The following is an 18475-nucleotide window of genomic DNA, read 5'->3' on the forward strand; positions in this document are numbered from 1 at the left end:
AGGGCGGGAAAGAGATGAGAGTCCTCTACATCGCGGGCAGAGAGCAAGGGTACTCCCGCACGCGCAATGTAATGAAGGCCCTGCAGATGAACGGCGTGGAGGTCATTGCCTGCTTCCCCCCTGATCGCTCCTTCCGCCACTACCCTGGCCTCCTCTGGCGACTTGTGCGGAATCGGCACTCCTACGATGTGCTCCTGGTGGGTTTCTACGGCCAGTTGCTCATGCCGTGGGCGAGGCTTTTCGCCAAGGCGCCGATTTTGTACGACATGTACATCACCACCTACGACACCATGGTCTTTGACCGCCAGGTTGCGAAACCGGGGAGCGTGCGCGCCTGGCTTTGTGCCCTGAGTGACCGGTTGTCGATGCGCCTGGCAGACCTGGTGGTGTTGGAGAGCGAAGACCACATTGGCAGTTGCGAGCGGCGTTTCCGAACGCCACGGCGCAAATTCCGCCGGGTGTTCTTGGCCACCGATGATGAGGTAGTCAAGCCGCGCCCCGTTGTGGCGAAGAACGATCGCTTTCTGGTGCACTTCCACGGCGAGTATGCGCCGTTCCACGGCGTCAAATACATTCTGCAGGCCGCCCATCTGCTGCGAGATGAGGGGGTGGAGTTCCAGCTTATTGGCCGGGGCATCACCTACGAGGATGACAGGCGGCTGGCCGAGGAGCTTGGCCTCACCAACGTGCGTTTCATCGACTGCGTGCCCTTCGAGGAGCTTGCCGACTATATGTCGCGCGCGGATGTCTGCCTGGGCATCTTCGGCGACAATGAGCGGGTCTCCCGCGTGGTGACCAACAAGGTGATCGAAGCGATCGCGGTAGGCAAGCCGCTCATTTCCTCGCGCAACGCGCCGATCCAGGAGCTGCTGGTGGACGGCGAGAGTGTGCTCCTCTGCGAGCGGGCCAATCCACACTCGCTCGCCCAGGCGATTCTGCGGCTCAAAAATGATGCCCGGCTGCGGGAAAAGATTGCGCAGGGGGGGCGGCAGGTGTTCCTGCGCCACTGCACCTGCGAGCTTTTGGGTAGACAATTGCAAACCATTGCCGGAGAACTGCTCCATGCCAAACGGCAGAATTGACCGCATGCACGGCGTGCGCGTCCTCATCACGGGAGGGCTTGGCTTCATCGGCAGTAACATTGCGCATCGCCTGGTAGGCCTCGGGGCCAAAGTGACCATCTACGACGCCTGCCTGGACCCTTATGGCTGGAACTGGGCGAACATTGAGGGCATTGCCGAGCGCGTTACGGTGGTCAAGGGGGACGTTCGCGACTATGCCTTGCTGGCTTCGTACGTCCGCCAGGCGGAGGTGGTTTTCCACCTGGCGGCGCAAGTGGGGCGGGAAATCTCCATGGAGAATCCGGCTTTGGATGTCGACATCAACTGCCATGGTACGCTCAATTTGGCGCGCGCCTGTGCGGAGGCCGGACATGCGGTGAAGGTCCTCTATGCCGGGAGCCGGGGGCAGATCGGTGAGCCGCTCTATCTGCCGGTGGACGAAGCACATCCCACCAATCCCACAGACGTTTACGGCATCAACAAGCTTGTCGCGGAGAAGTACTTGCTCCTCTTCGGCAAGGTCTATGGGTTCCCTGTGGTCTCCTTGCGCCTGAACAACGTCTACGGGCCGCGCTGCCAGATGCACCACGGGTACTATGGCATTCTGAACTGGTTCATCAAGCGGGCGATGACTGGCGAGCCGATCACCGTCTACGGCGACGGCAGCCAGACGCGCGACTATGTGTACATCGACGACGTTGTGGAGGCGTTCATCCTGGCTGCGCAGCGCTCCGAGACCAATGGCGAGGTCTTTTTCGTCGGCTCTGGCGTGGAGACGGTGTTTCTGGACATGGTCAGGGAGGTGCTGCGCGCGGTGGGCAAGGGCAGCTACGTGCACGTCCCTTTTCCGGCCAGCCGGGAGAGGATCGACATCAAGCGCTTTGTGGTCACCTACGAGAAGCTGCAGCGGTTCACTGGGTGGAATCCCCGCACCAGTCTCGCCGAGGGCGTGGCTAAGACCGTGGAGTTTTACCGGGACCGGCTGGCCCTCTACTTGCGGAGGGCGGCATGAGCAATGGCGGAGCTGGCGCCGCTTCTGAGAGCCGTTGCGAAGTGACCATTATCGTTCCCAGCTACCAGCCTGGGCACTATCTTTTCGACTGCCTGAAATCGCTGGCTGCGCAACGCACCAGCCACGCCTACGAAGTCATCGTGGTCGACAGCTCGCCCGAGGATATCACGCCCGAAGTGAAGAGGCGTTTTCCCCAGGTGAAGGTCATTCACCTGCCGCAACGGGCATTCCCAGGGACGGCCAGGAATGTGGGCATCGCCCAGGCACGGGGAGAGGTGCTGGCCTTCACGGATGCCGACTGTGTGGTGGCACCTGACTGGGTCCAGAGGTTCGTCGAGCGGCATTCCTCTGGCATGATGGTGGTGGGCGGGCCGGTAGTGAACGGCACTCCGGACAGTGCCATCGGCAGCGCCGAGTTCCTTTTGGAGTTCAATGACTTTCAGGCAGACCGGGGCGGTTGCCGGAGGGTGGCTCTGCTGCCAACTTGCAATGTTGCCTATCGCAGGGAGCTGTTTCGCCGCTTTGGGGGCTTTGACGGCGCCATCAAGGGGAGCGACTCGGCCTTCAGTCGACGGATGAACTCCCAAGGGGTGGAGCTCTACCTGGTGCCCGGCATCTTCGTGGCGCATCGCAACCGCACCTCTTTGGACGGATTCTTGCGCAATCAATTCCAGCTGGGTATTGGCAGCGCGCTCACGCGTCGCAAGTTAGCCCTGCGCGACTCGTTCGTGGTGCGTGCTCCTCTCTTCGTCCCCCTCATTCCACTGGCGCGCACGGTGGCTATTGGGTACCGCTTGCTGCGCTGGAGTCCGAAAAACTTTGTCCGCTTTGTGGTGCTCTATCCCCTCATCTTTCTCGGACTGCTTGTCTTCACGGCGGGGTTTGTGCGAGGCCTGGCGGCCGGGCATGAAGGTGGGCGTGGTGTGGTCCAAGATTAGCAGCACCGACTGCGCCCCCACTCAGCAGTCCAATGAGGGCAGCGGTCAGCTCAACAAGCCTTTGCGCGTGGCCTATGTGCTGTGGAAGTTCCCCCGCTTCTCCGAGACCTTCATCATCCACGAACTCTTTTTCCTTCGCGAAGCTGTCCCGGGTCTGCAGGCAACGCTCTTTGCCGTAAAGAGAGGCGACGCGGGTGCGCTGCATCCGCACGTGACGGAGTTGGCCACCGCAGGGGCGTATTTGCCGGCATGGTGCGCGCCGCGTGCTCACTGGCAGATGGCCCGTGTTTTGTTCGCCTATCCTAAGGCGGTTGCCTGTGTCGTGGGCGAGCTGGCAGCTCTGGTCGGTAGCCAGGGGTCAGTGCGGGCAAAGCTGTACGCCGCTGGGCAGGCCGCATATTGTCTTGCCAAGGGGCTGTATCTGGCGGGCGAGCTGCGCCGGCAGCAGGCGGGCCACGTGCATGCCCACTTTGCCGAGAGCGGCGGCTTGGTGGCGTTCGTGGCGGCGCGCGTGGCCGGAATCCCGTACTCCCTGACGCTGCACGGGCACGACATCTTCTTCAACCCAAACCCGCGCCTTGCGGCGTTCTTGCTCCGGCACGGCCGCTTTGCGTTGACGGTGTCGGAGTTTAATCGGCGCTTTTTGGTCGCCCAGGAGCCGGCTGCGCAAGAAAGGCTCCGGGTGCTCCACTGCGGCATAGACCTGGCCATGTTTCGGCCTCGACCGCAGCCCGGAGGGGGAAGGTTCCGCATTCTCGCCGTGGCGCGCCTGCAGCCACGCAAGGGGATTGCTGACTTGTTGGAAGCGTGTCGGCTGTTGGGTGGCGACCTTGATTACCAATGTGTGGTTGTGGGGGACGGACCACAGCGGGCGGAGTTGGAGACAAAGGCGGCACAGTACGGGCTGGCGGACAGGATTCACTTCCTTGGCGCGCGCCCGCAGCAGGAGGTGGTGGAGCAGCTCGCCCAGGCGTCGGTGTTTGTGCTGCCCTCGTACTCGGAAGGGATCCCGGTGTCGGTGATGGAGGCAATGGCCATGCAACTGCCTGTGGTGGCCACCCAAGTGAACGGCGTGCCAGAGCTGGTACGAGAGGGCGCCGGCATACTCGTGGAACCGGGAGACGTGCGGGCGCTGGCCCAAGCGCTGCGGCGCGTGGCGGACATGTCCCCCGCAGAGCGGCAGGAGATGGGCCGCACGGGGCGCGCCATTGTGGAAAAGGAGTTCACCATCAGGACGCAGGTCAGACTGTTGGCCGACTTGTTTCTCGCCAGCCTGCAGGACCGGAGCGAGCGCATTGGGAAACGAGAGTCCCCGAGATGAGTGCCCACGCGCGTGAGAGTATTCAGCCAAGGTCCACACAGGAGGGAGCAAAGTCTGCTCTCCTTTTCCTTCTCCTGCTGGGGACCTTGCTGCACGTAGCTATCTACTTCAATCGCTTTGAGGTGCCGAATACGGACTTTTTTGCCTTTCGGCGGGATGCGCTGGCCTATCTGCGCCTGGATCTCCCGGAGAACTTTAAGCGGGCGCCGCTGTACCCTTTGCTCATGGGAGCGGTATCGCTGCTCATGCCCGGCCCAGAGCCAGAACTGCTGGCCGGAGAGGTGGTGAACCTCCTACTGACCCTGCTCCTGGTTTACCTCACTTTTCGCATTGCTACTGCGCTGGTGGGCAATGCGGGTTGGTTAGTGGCCTTTGGGGTGGCTCTCAGCCCGGTGTTCATGCCCTCTGCCTCCCAGCCGCTGGCTGAGGCGACTCTGGCAGTGGGCATCGCTCTCACTGCCTATTTGGCGATGCGGGATTCAGCCTGGGCCTACTTGGCGGCTGCGGCAGCCAGCATGACCCGCTACGAGGCGGCACTCCTCCTGCCTCTGCTGGTGCTCAAGGACTTGTGGCAGCGGAAGCAGGTAGTGCCCACACTGCTACGCGCGGCTGCCGCGGGCGTGCCCTTGGCTCTTTGGTTTCTCCTTAGCCTCGTGCATAGGCAAGAGGTCAACCCGTACGTGGGGGAGATGGCCAGGCTCAAACCGGCAGGCCTGGGCAACTTGGTCTCCTGCGTGGCCATTTCTTTGAAGTTTCTACTGCCTGTTGCGCGCCGCCTCCAGGCTCTTCTGGGCGTGTCCCTGCCCCAGGGACTTGCAGTAGGCGGCGCTATGGTGGTGTTAGCCGTGGTCTTTCTCGGGCTGGTAGGCATAGGAAAAAAGACGAACCCCATCGGCTGGCTGCTTGCCCTGTTTTTCGCCGGTTATCTCTTCATTCACACCTTTCTCTGGTGGGCGATCGAAGAGCGATACACCTACGTGGTACTCTGGATTGTGTTCTTAGGGATTGTGGCTGCAGCACGTGAGCTTTCCTGGCGAGGGCCGGCCTTGCAGGGGCGCGGCCTGCGCATTGCGGTCGTCGTCGCGGTGCTCCTCGTTGCTGTCGCGGCAGCTGTCGTGGCGGCACGGCGGCTTGGCTACACCATCGCAATCGTCTACGGGCTCTTTGCGGCGGCGGGGCTTGTCGGTGCCTTGCTCGTGCGGCAGCGCCCGCTGGATGTGGCGGCGGTAGTCCTCGGCCTCCTGGTCGTGGGGGCCCCCTTGGGGGGGACGGTGGTGACCGCGAACGACATGGCCAAGATGCGGCACTACCGCGCGCCGTATCGTCTGGCCGGCGAGTGGCTGCATGCCCACGTGGCGGAAGATACCCGCGTGGTTTCGCTGCTCCCGCTGACATTAGCTTACTATGCGGGCTTGCCCGAGCGCCAGGTGCGGGGCTATTTCACCTTCTCCGCCTCGGACTGCGCGGACTTTTTGGCCCAACTGCGGGAGGAGCGTGTTGACTATGTGCTGTGGGATAGCCAGGCGGCTGCCGAACGGCGCGCCTACGGGAGCGTGCTGCACCGGGTGGACTTGATGCGCTGCCTGTTCTCGGACGGGGGAGACGCGGTGGCTCCGGGCCTTGCCCTGGAGGCGGTGATTTCGGCCGACCACAAGCGGCTGAGGATCTTCCGGGTGGAGCACGAAGTGGAAACGAGCCCGCCAAGTTCATCGACAACGGTGCCGCGATGAGAGATACAGGGAGGATGACGGTGGCAGAGCAGCGATTGGGACCGGTGTCGGTGGTGATACCTGCCTTTAACGAAAAAAGGAGCGTGGCGGCGGTCGTGCAAGAGGTGCGAGATGTGCTGCAACACCACGGGGTGGAGCACGAGATCATCGTCGTCGACGATGGCTCTTCCGACGGCACAGCCCAGGCAGCCTTGGCCAGTGGCGCGCATGTGATCCAGCACCGGCGCAATCGCGGCTACGGGGCCGCGCTCAAGACAGGGATCCGCGCAGCCCGCCGCGAGGTGATCCTGATTACCGACGCTGACGGCACTTACCCCTCAAGAGCAATTCCCGAGATCCTGACCCGCCTGCAAAGTGCCGACATGGTGGTCGGGGCGCGGGTGAGCGATAACGTGCACATCCCGCTCTTGCGCAGGCCGGGTAAGTGGCTGTTGGGGCGTTTGGCAGAGCACATCACCGGCGAAAAGATCCCAGACCTGAACTCCGGGCTGCGCGCCTTTCGCAGTCAATGCGTCCAACAGTATTTCCCCATCTTACCTGACCGCTTCTCCTTTACCACGACGATCACCGTGGCTCTGCTCAGTGATGGCTACCGGGTGGACTACTTGCCCATCGACTACCTCAAGCGGCAGGGAAAGTCTAAGATCGTGCCGTGGAATTTCTTCGAATTCGTGGCCCTAGTGCTTCGCCTGTCCATGTCGTTCAATCCGCTGCGGGTCTTTGTGCCTGTGTCCATGTTCTGTTTCCTCTTGGGAGTGATCAAACTGCTGGCGGACGTGGTGTTTGCCGTAATGCGCACCGGCAGTTTCGGCCTCCACCTGCTCACCGAGCCGGTGGTTTCCACTACGGCGGTGGTCTTTCTTCTCTTTGGCCTGCAGATACTGCTCATCGGCATGATGTCGGATGGCTTGGCGCGCAAGATCGCCCAGCGCCTCCCGGCGGATTATCAGTCGCGGGCAGTGGAAGACCTTGCCCAGGCAAGCCGGGAGAGGGCGGAATGATCGTCCGGGTTGGCAGGCTCGTGAAACGAGAGGGTATATGTGCGGCTTTGTGGGTGTGGTGAGATACGATAGGCAGGCTGCGCCTTTCGGCGAAGAGGTGCTGCAGGCGATGGTGGCCCTGCTCCGCCACCGCGGCCCTGATGACCATGGCAGCTACTGGGACGGCACCTGCGGGTTGGCCCATCAGCGCCTGAGCATCATCGACTTGAGCGTCGCCGGTCGCCAGCCGATGGGTAACGAAGATGGCAGCGTGTGGATTGCCTACAACGGAGAGGTCTACAACTTCCGTGACCTGCGCCGTCAGTACGCTCTTGGCCAGAAGCATCGCTTCGTCTCCCGCACGGACACTGAGGTCGTGGTGCATCTGTACGAGGAACTTGGGGAGGACTGCTTCAAGCAACTGAACGGCATGTTCGCCATTGCCTTGTGGGACCGGCGCGCACGAAGGCTCTTTCTCGCGCGCGACCCCTATGGCATCAAGCCTCTTTTCTACATGCAGTGGCGCGGTGCCCTTTGGTTTGCCTCGGAGATCAAGGCGCTGCTCATGGCGCCGGGCTTCCAGCCGGAACCCAGCCTGGAAGGCCTCTTCCACTTCCTCTCCTTCGATTTTGTCCCGGACAGCCTGACCGCCTTTGCAGGGATTCACGAGCTGCGGCCCGGACATGTGCTTTCCATTGGCCAGGACGGACTGGTCCAGATGGAGCGCTTCTTCGATATCTCCTACACGGTGAGGGCGGAGATGAAGGAAGAGGAGGCGGTGCAGCAGTCGCTGCGCCTGCTCACTGAGGCGGTGGAACGCCAGCTCATCGCCGACGTGCCGGTGGGAGTCATGCTCTCCGGCGGCATGGACTCCAGTGCCCTTACCGCGCTCATGGCCAAGGTACGAGGGGACAGCGACTTTCACACTTTTTCCTTAGCATTCGAGGACGAAAGCTTTGACGAGTCGCCCTATGCGCGGACGGTGGCGCAACAGTTGCGCACCCACCATCACGAGATTCTGGTGACGCCTGCGCGGGTGCGTGAGCTGCTGCCCCGCTATTTGTGCTACATCGATGAGCCGTACGCGGACGGTTCGGCCATTCCCACGTACCTGCTTGCCGAATGCGCCAAGGATTATGTGACGGTGCTCCTCTCGGGCGAAGGAGGCGACGAGTTCTTCTCCGGGTACGACACCCATTTGGCCTACAAGATGCGTCGCTGGTACCGGATGGTACCGGCTGCCGTCCGCCGCGGCGTGATTGCCCCGCTGGTGAACAGGCTTCCGGTCTCCGACAAGAAACTCAGTTTTGATTTCAAGGCCAAGCGTTTCGTGTGGGGCGCGGAGATGGACACGCCCACCTCGCACTTTGCCTGGCGGGTGGTGCTCGCCGAAGAGGTCAAGCGGCAGGTGCTGCGCGACCCGGAGCGATTCGCCTTCCCGCCCTCGGCCGGCTACTTCCAGAGGGCCTTTGCCCACTGTCGCGCGAGCGACGAATTGAACCGGCTGCTGTACATCGACTTCAGCTTCCACCTGCCTGACGACCTGATGATCAAGAACGACCGGATGACCATGGCCCACTCCTTAGAGGCGAGAGTGCCGTACACGGATAACGAGCTGGTCCGCTTTCTGGCCACGGTACCCGTCGCCTTGAAACTGAAGGGCATGCGCAAGAAGCACCTCTTGCGGCGCGCCCTGAACGGCGTGTTGACCCCGGTGATTTTGAACAAGAAGAAGGTGGGTTTGGAGATGCCTTATTCCCGCTGGCTGCGGGAGGATCTCCGCGACTTGAGTGAGCAGTACTTTGCCCCTGCCCGTTTGGAAAGCACGGGACTGTTCAACCCTGAGGGGGTTTCCCCTCTTTGGCAGGAGCACCTCGCCAAGCGTGTGGACCATGGTCGTTTTCTCTGGGGGCTGCTCAACTATCTGCTCTGGCACGAGGCCTACATTACCAGGAGGGACTTTCGTTCATACCTGAGGGAGCCGCGTCCAGCGCGGCCCCCTGTTGCATAGCCAAGGAGGAGCACAAGCATTGGGGAGGCGGACATGGCACAGCTACCGGATGACGCTGGCCAGATGGTGGCGGCGACGCGCCGCCATTACGATGCTCACCATTTCATCGAGGGCGGCAGTCCGCGCGTGCGCTGGTGGCGGGGCTTTCTTGCCACCTTCTTGCCGGATGCGGAGGTGCAGGAGGCGCTCATCGCAGACGTGGGCTCGAGCGTCGGCGAAATCAGCCGCGGGCTCATCGACCGGGGCGGGCGCTTAGTCTGCTTGGACGTAAGCCTCGAGTCGCTGCGCAGGTGCAGCGTCAATAACCCAGAGGCAGTCATCGTGCACGGCGACGCCTTGCAACTGCCCTTTGCCGACGCGAGTGTTGACCACACCATTTCCATCGGTGTGCTTCACCATACGCCCGATTGCCGATTAGGGTTCCACGAGGTAGCCAGGGTGACGGCACCGGGCGGGAGCATTGTGGTGTTCCTGTACAACAAATGGAGCTTCTACAACTTGGCGTACAACGGTTTTGCCCCGGTGCGCAAGCACGTAGCCTTGACCAGCGTGCCAGAATGGATGGTGAGCCTAATGCAGCCCCTGGTGAAGCTCCATCTTGGGCAGAGCCTGAATTCAACAGAGCTCCGCAATCTGGTTGGCGACGCCCTGTGGACCCCGCGCGCCACGTTCCATTCCGTGCGAGAGGTGCGCAGATGGGGGATGGAAGAAGGGCTTGCGTACCAGGGGTTCAAGCGCTTTTTTCTCGGCTATGCCAATGTATTCCACTTCCGCAAGCCAGGGGTGCGGCACGGCGGACCGCCGCGAGAGCCACAGTTCAAATGCCTGCGATGCGAGGCCTCGCCCATGGTCCCTGAGCCGGGCGCAGTGAGGTGTCCGGTATGTGGTCACTTCTATGCGGTGGAAGAAGGTATCGTCCGCGTCATTGAGTGAACGATGGTGACCCCGCAACCTGCGCAAAAGAGAGTGGCCATTCTCGGTGCCGGGCCCGCGGGTCTGGGGCTCGCCTTGCGACTCCTACGCCGCCCGGCACTGGGGGCCGAGGTCGTGGTCATCGAGCAGGCAGCACAGGTAGGCGGCCTGGCCGGCAGCTTCGAGTCCCACGGCCTTTCCTTTGACTATGGCAGCCACCGCTTGCACCCGGCCACCTCGCCGGAGATTCTGGCCGACATACGCGCTCTGCTGGGAGACGAGCTTCTGGACCGTCCTCGCTATGGCCGCATCCTGCTGCAGGGGCGCTTTGTGAGATTCCCGTTGCAGCCGGTGGACCTCATGCTTCACCTGCCGCCGGCATTTGTGGCGGGTTTTCTCCGCGATGTGGTGCTGGCCCCATGGAGAAAGTGGCGGTTTCGACACGGGGGCACGTTTGCAGAGGTACTGCTGCGTGGTCTGGGGTCGACCATGTGCCGCTCGTTCTACTTTCCTTATGCGCGAAAAGTGTGGGGGTTGGAACCGGAGGAAATCGATGCGGTGCAGGCGCAGCGGCGGGTGGCGGCCAGCAACACGGGAAAGCTGATCAAGAAGGCGCTCAGCCTCCTGCCTGGCCTGCGGGGTCCGGGAGCTGGCCGGTTCTATTATCCACGGCGAGGCTATGGCCAGATTAGCCAGGCACTGGCCGCGGAAGTGCAGCGCCTCGGCGGCAGGATCATGCTCAATACTCGCGTCGCCTCGGTGAGGCCTGCAGGCGACGTCCAGGGGAAGGTGCATTTGCAATTTGCCCCGGCGCAAGGCGTGCCCCAGCGGGAGTTGGAAGCGGATTTCGTCTTTTCGACGATCCCGCTGACGGTCCTCGTCTCGCTCCTCCAGCCGCAGGCAGCGCTGGAGGTTCGTGACCAGGCAGAGGGGCTGCGCTACCGGAGCATGCTGCTCCTCTACCTGGTGCTTCGTGCTGAACGGTTCTCGCCATATGACGCACACTATCTGCCCGAGGAGAAGGTGCTTGCTTCGCGGCTTTCTGAGCCCAAGAACTACAGTGGTGCATCTGAGCCTCGGGAGCTCACCGGCCTTTGCGCCGAAATTCCGTGCACAGTCGGCGATGCGCTCTGGCAGATGTCCGATCAAGAACTTGCCAGCCGACTCCTTTTGGACTTGGACCGTGCGGGGTTGCCCGTGAGAGCGCCCATTGTGGCCGCCTTCTCGCGACGGGTCTCCCATGCCTACCCGGTGTACAACATTGGGTTTGCGGAGCGGCTCGCGGTGGTGGAACGGTACTTGGCCACAGTGCCGCGCGTCATCTCTCTGGGAAGGCAGGGGCTGTTCGCGCACGACAACACGCACCACACGCTGGAGATGGCCTACCGGGCCGCGGACTGCCTGGGACCCGACCTGCGCTGGGATGAGCAAGCCTGGCAACTCCACAGGGAGGCATTCGCCAAACACGTGGTCGAGGACTGAGCGCCGTGCAGGCAAAGTGAGGACATGTTTGGTTCGTATGCGTCACGACCTTCCTACACGCCTTCTTGCAATCGTCACCCTGGCACTATGCTTTGGCCTGAGTGCTGCCAGATTCGTGCGCCTTGAGGCCGATCCCGATACTTCTCTCTCGCGGTCCCGGGTGTTTTATACCGACGAGGGCTACAATTCGTGCAACGCGGTCAACAAGGTGGTGAGCGGTCACTGGCTTTGCGACCGCAACAACCACATCCTGCTCATGCCAGTGATGCCGGTGGTGCAGTACGCTGTGTTCAAGCTGGCAGGGTTGTCGCTGGCGGCGGCGCGCCTGCCGGCTACAGTTTTGTCGGTGCTCACCATGGGGTTGCTGCTCGTGATGGTGAGGCGGCGCACCAAGGAGGGGCCGCCGTCCGCGCCAGCTGAGCGCTGGCTGACGCTTGCCCTGACCGTGTTCCTCCTGGGGACCAACTTCTACTTCTTCGTCTACGGACGGCTGGCGCTGTTGGACTTGCCCATGACTGCCTTCGGTCTGGCCAGTCTGGTGGCGGTGCACAAGGGTCTTTCTCTTCACAGCGGGCGGAAGAGGCTCTTGCTGTTCACCGCGGCAGGGGTGCTGCTCGCTGTGGCCGTCCTCAGCAAGCCAAGCGCGGCGCTCTACGGAACGGCGCTGCTGCTGTTGTTTGTACTCCAGCTCTTGTTGCAGCGGCATGGCCGGTGGAGACTCGTCCAAGAGATGCTGGTGACGTTCGTCACGGCGGGTGCCGTCGTGGCTGTGGCGCGGATAGGCCTGTCGCTGGCGGCAGCCGGCTATGAGGAGCTGACGCCATCGCACCTGGTCAGCGACCGTATTGTGATTCACTTGCGCACCCTTGTGCGGAACTATATCAAGTTTTTCAACAATCCGGTGGTCAGAAAGAACGCGCCCCTCTTGGTGTTGGCCTACCTCAACGTGATGCTAATTGCTTTCCATGCGGCGCGTTCCGGCATGCTGCGCATGACCGACCGGGTGATGCTCGCGCTCTTTGCGGCCTGCTACCTGTTCTTGGGATTCTTTGTGCACCAAATGCCGCGTTACTTCGTCGTTGTGGTCGTGCCGACCGCTTACCTGGTGGCCACGCTGCCGGCCAACGTGCGCGCGCTCTTTGCCGCCCGAAGAGGCGCGTGGGTGTGGAGCGCTGTGGCGGTGCTCATTGTTCTGGCCAATGGTTGGAACCTGGTACGTCTCGGCCAATACCTCAAGGAGCCGCAGTACTCCATGCGCACGGTGGCAGAGCAGATCGCGGAGGAGGTACGGCGCAACGAAGGAGGTGAGGCCGACTCGGCGATCCTTTGCGGGGACGTGGCCGCTGCCATGGCGCTGGCGAACCGCATGCGATTTGCCTTCGGGCTGGTTACCCATTCCGGGTCGACCTTCTTGCTGGCACAGGGCGAGGTGGCAGTGCCCGGGCGTGAACTGGAGCCGCTGCGCACTTTCGACCTGCTCGGCAACTACTACTGCTACGACTATGGCCGCAGGAAGATGTACCTGTATCGGGTCGGCGACTGAGGGTGAGCTCGGCTGGAGCTCAATAGTGGAGGAAGTGACAACAAGGCGTGCATGCTCAGAGCACAAAACCGGCCGCGGGACCTACTGGATTCGGCCTGGGGAGCCCGCACCCCGCGCTTGTGGTGGGCGCACTGCTCTTGCTTGCGCTTGCCTTCCGGGTGGCATTCTTGCCATTCCGCTGGGTGGGCCCGGACGAGGGGTCCTACCTTATGGACGCCCGCCTGATCCTGGAGGGCAAGGTCCCGATTGTTGACTTTGCCGCACGCCAGCCCCTGTTCTTGTGGCTCCTTGCCGCGCTCTTCAAGCTCACCGGTCCTTCTCTCACTGAGGCCCGCATAATGTTGCTCTCCTGCAACGTGGCTACCGGGCTGCTCCTCTACGCCTTGGGCAGGCGCATTCTTGGCAGGGAACTGGCCTTGATGGGGGCTGCAGTTTTCCTGCTGTTCCCCTTTTCCGTGGTGTGGTCGCTGTCGGTCATCACCGAGACGCTTGCGGTGTTGTTGGCGTGCGCCAGTGCGCTGCTGCTCCTTTTGGCCTGGGAAAGGAGAAGGAGCTTGGGGTTCGCGCTCGGTGCGGGTGTGGCGGCAGGGGCGGCGTACTTTACCCGCGAGACCGGGGTATGGGTGATGGCAGTGCTGGTCCTCTATTCCCTTCTGGTACGCGGTTCGCCATTACGCAAGAAGGCCACGATAACCGGCGCTCTTGTCCTCGGCTACTTGATCGTCTGTGCTGCGGTGTGGGCTTACTACGCGCAGTACTTGAGTCTGCGCGAGCTAGCCTTTTCCCGCCTGAATCCATTGGATGTGGTGTTGTCGCGCTTTGCACTGGGCCCCTATTCCATGACCCCTACCACATCCGCAGCCATTGGGGCCGTGCAGCCGCTGGATGACATCGAGACGTACCTCCACGAGATTTTCGCCTTTGGGCTTTTCGGCTTTGTGGGGGCGATCCTGGCGGTGCCAATTGCGAGGCGTCGTCCTGCAGAGGCAGGAGTTTCGAACGGAAGGACGCTTCTGCTCCTCTGGTTGGGTGTGGTGGTCGCCATGTATGCGGTGCGCTTTGCGGCGCTGGAGCAGGTGGTTTTTGCGCGGTATCTGCTGGAAATACTCCCGCCGCTGTCGCTCTTTTTTGCCTTCAGCCTTGGTGAGCTTCTTCCACAGAGGCGTGGGCGGTGGCTTCTTCTGGTCTGCTTGCTACTGGTGGGTGTCTATGCCCTGCAGCATGCCGCATGGCGGCACTTCCCAGGCGCAGGAGCCTACTTTGTCGTGGGCGCCGTGCTGGCCGCAGCCTTGTGGAGGAAGGGCCAACCTGGGGAACTCCCCGTCGGCCTGCTCTCCATGGGCATAGCTGTCGTCGCGGTGGCGGTGACTTCGCTCCTGAGGGTGCGGGTGCCGTTCGGCATGGGCCCGCTGGTGCGTACGGTGGTGGCAATTGCACTCTGGGCTGGTGCCCTCTGGTTGGTCCGGCCGCGCTCTGCCGCAGGAAGTGGGGAGCGTCTCCGTCAGCTGGTGGGTCTCACTTTGGTCCTTTTTGCCTTTCTCTACTCGGTGGGCAAACAGGGCCAGAAGATAGGGCCAAGCTACGAGGGGGTGTGGTCGCCGGGCACGGTGAAGCAGGCAAGCCAGGTTCTGCTTGCGCAGGCACGGCCAGGCGACCTTGTCCTTTCAGGGGGACAGATTTGGACTTTTCAGGCAGGACTGGACTGCTTTCTGGACATCACCCATACTTTGGGGTTTCTCTATGTGCCGGACTCGGTGATGCAACGCGCCTTCGCAGAGAGGCCCCCGCGCTTCATCGTCATGGATGGCTACACGGAGAAGCGCACCAGTCCGCACCGTGAATTGCTTGCAAGTAAATTGAGTGCGCTGTATGCGAAAGTGGCGACAGTAGGTGGCTCACCGCGCCCGGTGGAAATCTACAGACTGCGCGAGGATAGTGCTTGGGCAGCCACGCAGAGGACGCACGGTTCTTCTCGATGAGACAGCAGGACGAATGAAGATCGCGATCATGGGCATACGGGGGATTCCGGCCAACTACGGCGGGTTCGAGACCTTTGCCGAAGAGATGGCCCCGCGCTTGGTCCAGTTGGGGCACGAGGTCACCGTGTTCGGGCGTTCTAACAACGTGGACTATCCTCACCCGTTCTACAAGGGGGTGAGGTTACGTGTGCTCCCGACCATTCGGCACAAGTACCTGGACACGGTGTTCCACACATTGGTGTGCGTACTGGCAAGTTTCTTTACCCCATATGACGTGGTTTTGATTTGCAACAGCGCCAACAGCCTCTTCTCTTTCATCCCTCGCCTGACCGGGAAGAAAGTGGTCGTCAACGTCGATGGCTTGGAGTGGAAGAGGAAGAAATGGAACTGGCTGGGGAAGGCTTTCTACCGCGTCTCGGAGGTATTGGCGACGATCCTGCCCAACGCCATTGTCACTGATGCGCGCAGTATCCAGCAGTACTATCTCACCCGCTTTGGGAAGGCCTCCACTTACATTCCCTATGGAGTGCCAGAGGAGCGGGTGCTGACCAAGGAGACCTTGCAGCGACTTGGCGTGCAGCCGCGCCGCTATCTCCTGTACGTGAGTCGTCTGGAGCCAGAAAACAACGCCCACCTGGTGATTGAGGCGTTTGAGCGGGTGCGTACGGATATGCCGCTGCTCATCGTCGGCGACGCTCCGTACAGCCAGGACTATATCCGCCGCCTGCGTTCTACCTGTGACCCGCGCATCATCTTCACTGGGTACGTGTTTGGGCAGGGTTACAAGGAACTGCAGTCGCACGCCTACCTCTACATGCAGGCGACGGAAGTCGGGGGCACACACCCGGCTCTCTTAGAAGGCATGGGCTTTGGGAACTGCGTGGTGGCGTTAGACGTGCCGGAGCATCGCGAGGTCTTGGGCGATGCCGGCATCTTCTTCGTGGCGCGCCCCTCCGACGATCTGGTGGGCAAACTGCAGTACCTCGTCGATCACCCACAAGTGGTGGAGCAATACCGCCAGAAGGTCCGGGAACGGGCCCGGGCCTGCTACAGTTGGGACGCAGTGACGCGGAGCTATGAGCGGCTCTTTTCGGCCCTGGTGGATGGGAACGCCTTCGTCCGCCACCGCGCGGCGGCTCGCTCGGGGGTAGAGGTGTAACCGATGGTAACCGGCGAACGAACAGGGCGCATCCTGGCCATTGTGCCGGCGCTGAACGAGGAGCACAACGTGGGGCGCGTGGTGACGCAGCTGCGCGCTCACCCCCGTGCCATCGACGTGCTGGTGGTCGACGATGGGTCCACCGACCACACTGCGGCGGTAGCCCGAGCCCAAGGCGCGCGCGTCATCAGCCTGCCGTTCAACCTGGGCATTGGGGGCGCGGTCCAGACCGGGTTCAAGTATGCGCAGCGGCACGGCTATGACATTGCCCTGCAAGTAGACGGCGACGGCCAGCACGACGTGAGCGAGATCGACAAGCTGCTGGAGCCCTTGTTGTCGGGGAATGCGGATGTGGTCATCGGCTCGCGCTACAAAGGAGCCACCACCTACAAAGCTCCCTTCATGCGGCGGGTGGGTATGGTCATCTTCGCGCTGGTGAATTCGCTCATTATCAGACAGAGGGTGGCCGACAACACTTCTGGCTTCCGCGCTTTCAATCGTCGGGCGATCTGCTTCCTGGCGCGCGACTATCCGGCAGACTATCCCGAACCCGAGGCGGTGGTGCTCCTCGGTCGCTCCGGCTTCCGGCTGGTGGAGGTGGCCGTGATCATGAATCAACGTCTGCACGGTCGGTCTTCGATCGATTCGTTTCAGGCAATGTACTACATGATCAAGGTGCTCTTGGCGGTGGTGGTGGACTTGTTTCGCTATTCACCGCAACGAAGGGAGCAGGTGCCATGAACATGCGCATTCAGATCATCGCCATTGCGGGAAGCCTGCTCATCGCAGGCTTCATCTTCGAGTTGATAAGGAAGCGTAAACTGCTGGAGCGGTACTCCTTGCTTTGGTTCGGTTCGGCGCTGGTGATGGTGATCTTGTCCATCTGGCGTGGGCTCTTGGATAGGGCTGCCGCCCTGATGGGCGTCTACTATGCCCCATCCGCGCTGTTTATCGTGGCTCTTGGCTGCGGCGTGGTGCTGTTCGTGCACTTTACCATCGTCATCTCCGGCCTAACCGAGCAGAACAAGGTGCTTGCCCAAGAAGTAGGCCTGCTCCGGGAGGAATTGGCCTCTTTGCGGGAAAGCATGGGGCAGGGTCCTTCGGCCAGAGGCAGCACAGACGGAGCGGCATAGCGTGTGCACCGGCCTGCTGACATGGGTGCGGCAGAATCTGCGGGCACCGTGGAAGGTTGCGGTGCTGGTGGGCGCCTTAGCGTTCATCGTCAGGGCCGGTTTTGCCCTGACCCTGGAGGAGCGCTGGTACTTCTACGACACGGTCCACTACGACGCCGCGGCGCGCAGCCTCTTGCGCGGCGAAGGATTTCGCTACGAGCGGCCATTCTTTGGCACGACGGCCTATAGCCTGGAGCCGCTTTACCCGCTGTTTTTGGCTGGCAACTATGCGCTGTTCGGGCGATGGTTTTCGGCCGTGCGGATCGTGCAGGCACTCCTGGGCGCGCTGACGTGCGTGGTGGCATTTTTCCTGTCCGCGCAGCTTTTTGACCGAAAAGTGGCGGCGTTGGCCGGGGCCGTGTGTGCCATCTACCCGCCTCTGATCTTTATCAGCAATTTGCTGTATCCAGAGCAGCTCTTCACTCTGCTGTTGGCGGGGAGCATGTGGTACGTGGTGAAGTACTCCCGTTCGGCCAAGACAGGATACGTGCTTGGCATGGCCGTCCTATTGGGGCTGGCCGCCCTTGCCAAGGGGATTGCCTTGTCGCTCTTGCCGGTGCTGGCGCTGTGGATGTTGCTCTTCGCACCGGTGGGCGCGAAGCACCGCCTGCAGCACCTGGCCCTGTTGGTCGTGGTCACCGCGCTGGTGTTGCTCCCGTGGAGCCTCAGGAATTACCGTGTGTTCGGCAAGATAGCCCCGGTGCGTGCCCACGCCACCATGGTTCTTGACGATCGGTTCGCACAGAAAGATGAACCATTGCTCTCCCAGTGGCTCCACGGCAAGGTGAACACCGGACGCTTTGCGCTGCGCTACCTGCATGAGTTCGCGCACTTCTGGACGCCGTCGCTGGGGCGCTTGCAGAGTCGCAATGAGTTCACCACACGCTGGGCAAACGTGGTGAGCGTCTTGGCTGCCGGTCCGGTGCTCTTCTTGGCGCTTGTGGGGGTGTGGTGCTGTCGGAAGCGACTAAGGGATGTCCTGCCTCTGCTGCTCGTGGTGCTGACTTTCGCGTGCAGCTATTCGTTCTTCCTCACCCACGTGCGCTATCGGTTGCCGGTTGAGCCCTACCTCATCATCTTGGCGAGCGTTGGTTGGTGGTGCGCCTGGGCGAGATTGGGCCCCCGAGGCAGGAGGACTTACGCCGCCCCTTTTTCCGCAGGCGGATGACAAGGGA

The 18475-nt window shown here is 62.1% G+C and carries 15 protein-coding genes; all 15 read left to right on the forward strand.

Going from position 1 to position 18475, the window contains the following annotated elements:
• Nucleotides 1-14: 14 nt before the first annotated feature.
• Nucleotides 15-1082 carry a glycosyltransferase gene (locus NUW13_10300; GenBank protein MCR4439415.1) on the forward strand — a complete coding sequence of 356 codons (1068 nt, stop codon included), beginning with the start codon at nucleotides 15-17 and terminating at the stop codon, nucleotides 1080-1082.
• Nucleotides 1063-2073 (forward strand): SDR family NAD(P)-dependent oxidoreductase, encoded by a 1011-nt coding sequence (locus NUW13_10305; protein MCR4439416.1) that lies wholly within the window; start codon nucleotides 1063-1065, stop codon nucleotides 2071-2073. The genes NUW13_10300 and NUW13_10305 overlap by 20 nt, the downstream gene beginning before the upstream one ends.
• Nucleotides 2070-3011, forward strand: coding sequence for a glycosyltransferase (locus NUW13_10310; GenBank protein ID MCR4439417.1), 942 nt, complete (start codon nucleotides 2070-2072; stop codon nucleotides 3009-3011). Before NUW13_10305 ends, NUW13_10310 begins: the two co-directional genes overlap by 4 nt.
• Nucleotides 2980-4332, forward strand: coding sequence for a glycosyltransferase (locus NUW13_10315; protein MCR4439418.1), 1353 nt, complete (start codon nucleotides 2980-2982; stop codon nucleotides 4330-4332). The genes NUW13_10310 and NUW13_10315 overlap by 32 nt, the downstream gene beginning before the upstream one ends.
• An 86-nt stretch (nucleotides 4333-4418) precedes the next feature.
• Nucleotides 4419-6062 carry a hypothetical protein gene (locus NUW13_10320; GenBank protein ID MCR4439419.1) on the forward strand — a complete coding sequence of 548 codons (1644 nt, stop codon included), beginning with the start codon at nucleotides 4419-4421 and terminating at the stop codon, nucleotides 6060-6062.
• 20 nt (nucleotides 6063-6082) lie between these two features.
• Entirely contained in the window at nucleotides 6083-7063 is a 981-nt protein-coding gene (locus tag NUW13_10325; protein MCR4439420.1) for a glycosyltransferase family 2 protein, read from the forward strand.
• Nucleotides 7064-7100: 37 nt separating this feature from the next.
• Nucleotides 7101-9053: an asparagine synthase (glutamine-hydrolyzing) gene (asnB, locus tag NUW13_10330; GenBank protein MCR4439421.1), complete on the forward strand. Its 1953-nt coding sequence runs from the start codon at nucleotides 7101-7103 to the stop codon at nucleotides 9051-9053.
• 33 nt (nucleotides 9054-9086) lie between these two features.
• Nucleotides 9087-9986, forward strand: a complete 900-nt coding sequence (locus tag NUW13_10335; GenBank protein MCR4439422.1) for a class I SAM-dependent methyltransferase — start codon at nucleotides 9087-9089, stop codon at nucleotides 9984-9986.
• 3 nt (nucleotides 9987-9989) lie between these two features.
• The gene (locus tag NUW13_10340; GenBank protein MCR4439423.1) at nucleotides 9990-11447 is read left to right on the forward strand and encodes an FAD-dependent oxidoreductase; all 1458 of its coding nucleotides are present in this window, start codon (nucleotides 9990-9992) and stop codon (nucleotides 11445-11447) included.
• 37 nt (nucleotides 11448-11484) lie between these two features.
• The gene (locus NUW13_10345; protein MCR4439424.1) at nucleotides 11485-12990 is read left to right on the forward strand and encodes a glycosyltransferase family 39 protein; all 1506 of its coding nucleotides are present in this window, start codon (nucleotides 11485-11487) and stop codon (nucleotides 12988-12990) included.
• Nucleotides 12991-13157: 167 nt separating this feature from the next.
• Entirely contained in the window at nucleotides 13158-14969 is a 1812-nt protein-coding gene (locus NUW13_10350; GenBank protein MCR4439425.1) for a glycosyltransferase family 39 protein, read from the forward strand.
• A 13-nt stretch (nucleotides 14970-14982) separates the two neighbouring features.
• A complete protein-coding gene (locus tag NUW13_10355) occupies nucleotides 14983-16128 on the forward strand; it encodes a glycosyltransferase (GenBank protein ID MCR4439426.1) in 1146 nt (381 codons plus the stop codon).
• Between the two features lie 3 nt (nucleotides 16129-16131).
• A complete protein-coding gene (locus NUW13_10360) occupies nucleotides 16132-16869 on the forward strand; it encodes a glycosyltransferase family 2 protein (GenBank protein MCR4439427.1) in 738 nt (245 codons plus the stop codon).
• A complete protein-coding gene (locus tag NUW13_10365) occupies nucleotides 16866-17261 on the forward strand; it encodes a DUF2304 domain-containing protein (GenBank protein MCR4439428.1) in 396 nt (131 codons plus the stop codon). The genes NUW13_10360 and NUW13_10365 overlap by 4 nt, the downstream gene beginning before the upstream one ends.
• Before the next feature lies 1 nt (nucleotide 17262).
• Complete coding sequence (locus NUW13_10370; protein MCR4439429.1) at nucleotides 17263-18468, forward strand: glycosyltransferase family 39 protein; 1206 nt, start codon at nucleotides 17263-17265, stop codon at nucleotides 18466-18468.
• Nucleotides 18469-18475: the final 7 nt, after the last annotated feature.

The organism is candidate division KSB1 bacterium (assembly GCA_024655945.1).
Taxonomy (GTDB): domain Bacteria; phylum Zhuqueibacterota; class Zhuqueibacteria; order JANLFK01; family Oleimicrobiaceae; genus Oleimicrobium.

What these genes read in the sequence shown, in the direction of transcription:
- asnB (MCR4439421.1), top strand. Translation starts at nt 7,101, where the DNA reads ATGTGCGGCTTTGTGGGTGTGGTGAGATACGATAGGCAGGCTGCGCCT.
- NUW13_10315 (MCR4439418.1), top strand. Translation starts at nt 2,980, where the DNA reads ATGAAGGTGGGCGTGGTGTGGTCCAAGATTAGCAGCACCGACTGCGCC.
- NUW13_10300 (MCR4439415.1), top strand. Translation starts at nt 15, where the DNA reads ATGAGAGTCCTCTACATCGCGGGCAGAGAGCAAGGGTACTCCCGCACG.
- NUW13_10355 (MCR4439426.1), top strand. Translation starts at nt 14,983, where the DNA reads ATGAAGATCGCGATCATGGGCATACGGGGGATTCCGGCCAACTACGGC.
- NUW13_10310 (MCR4439417.1), top strand. Translation starts at nt 2,070, where the DNA reads ATGAGCAATGGCGGAGCTGGCGCCGCTTCTGAGAGCCGTTGCGAAGTG.
- NUW13_10345 (MCR4439424.1), top strand. Translation starts at nt 11,485, where the DNA reads ATGCGTCACGACCTTCCTACACGCCTTCTTGCAATCGTCACCCTGGCA.
- NUW13_10340 (MCR4439423.1), top strand. Translation starts at nt 9,990, where the DNA reads ATGGTGACCCCGCAACCTGCGCAAAAGAGAGTGGCCATTCTCGGTGCC.
- NUW13_10305 (MCR4439416.1), top strand. Translation starts at nt 1,063, where the DNA reads ATGCCAAACGGCAGAATTGACCGCATGCACGGCGTGCGCGTCCTCATC.
- NUW13_10360 (MCR4439427.1), top strand. Translation starts at nt 16,132, where the DNA reads ATGGTAACCGGCGAACGAACAGGGCGCATCCTGGCCATTGTGCCGGCG.
- NUW13_10335 (MCR4439422.1), top strand. Translation starts at nt 9,087, where the DNA reads ATGGCACAGCTACCGGATGACGCTGGCCAGATGGTGGCGGCGACGCGC.
- NUW13_10365 (MCR4439428.1), top strand. Translation starts at nt 16,866, where the DNA reads ATGAACATGCGCATTCAGATCATCGCCATTGCGGGAAGCCTGCTCATC.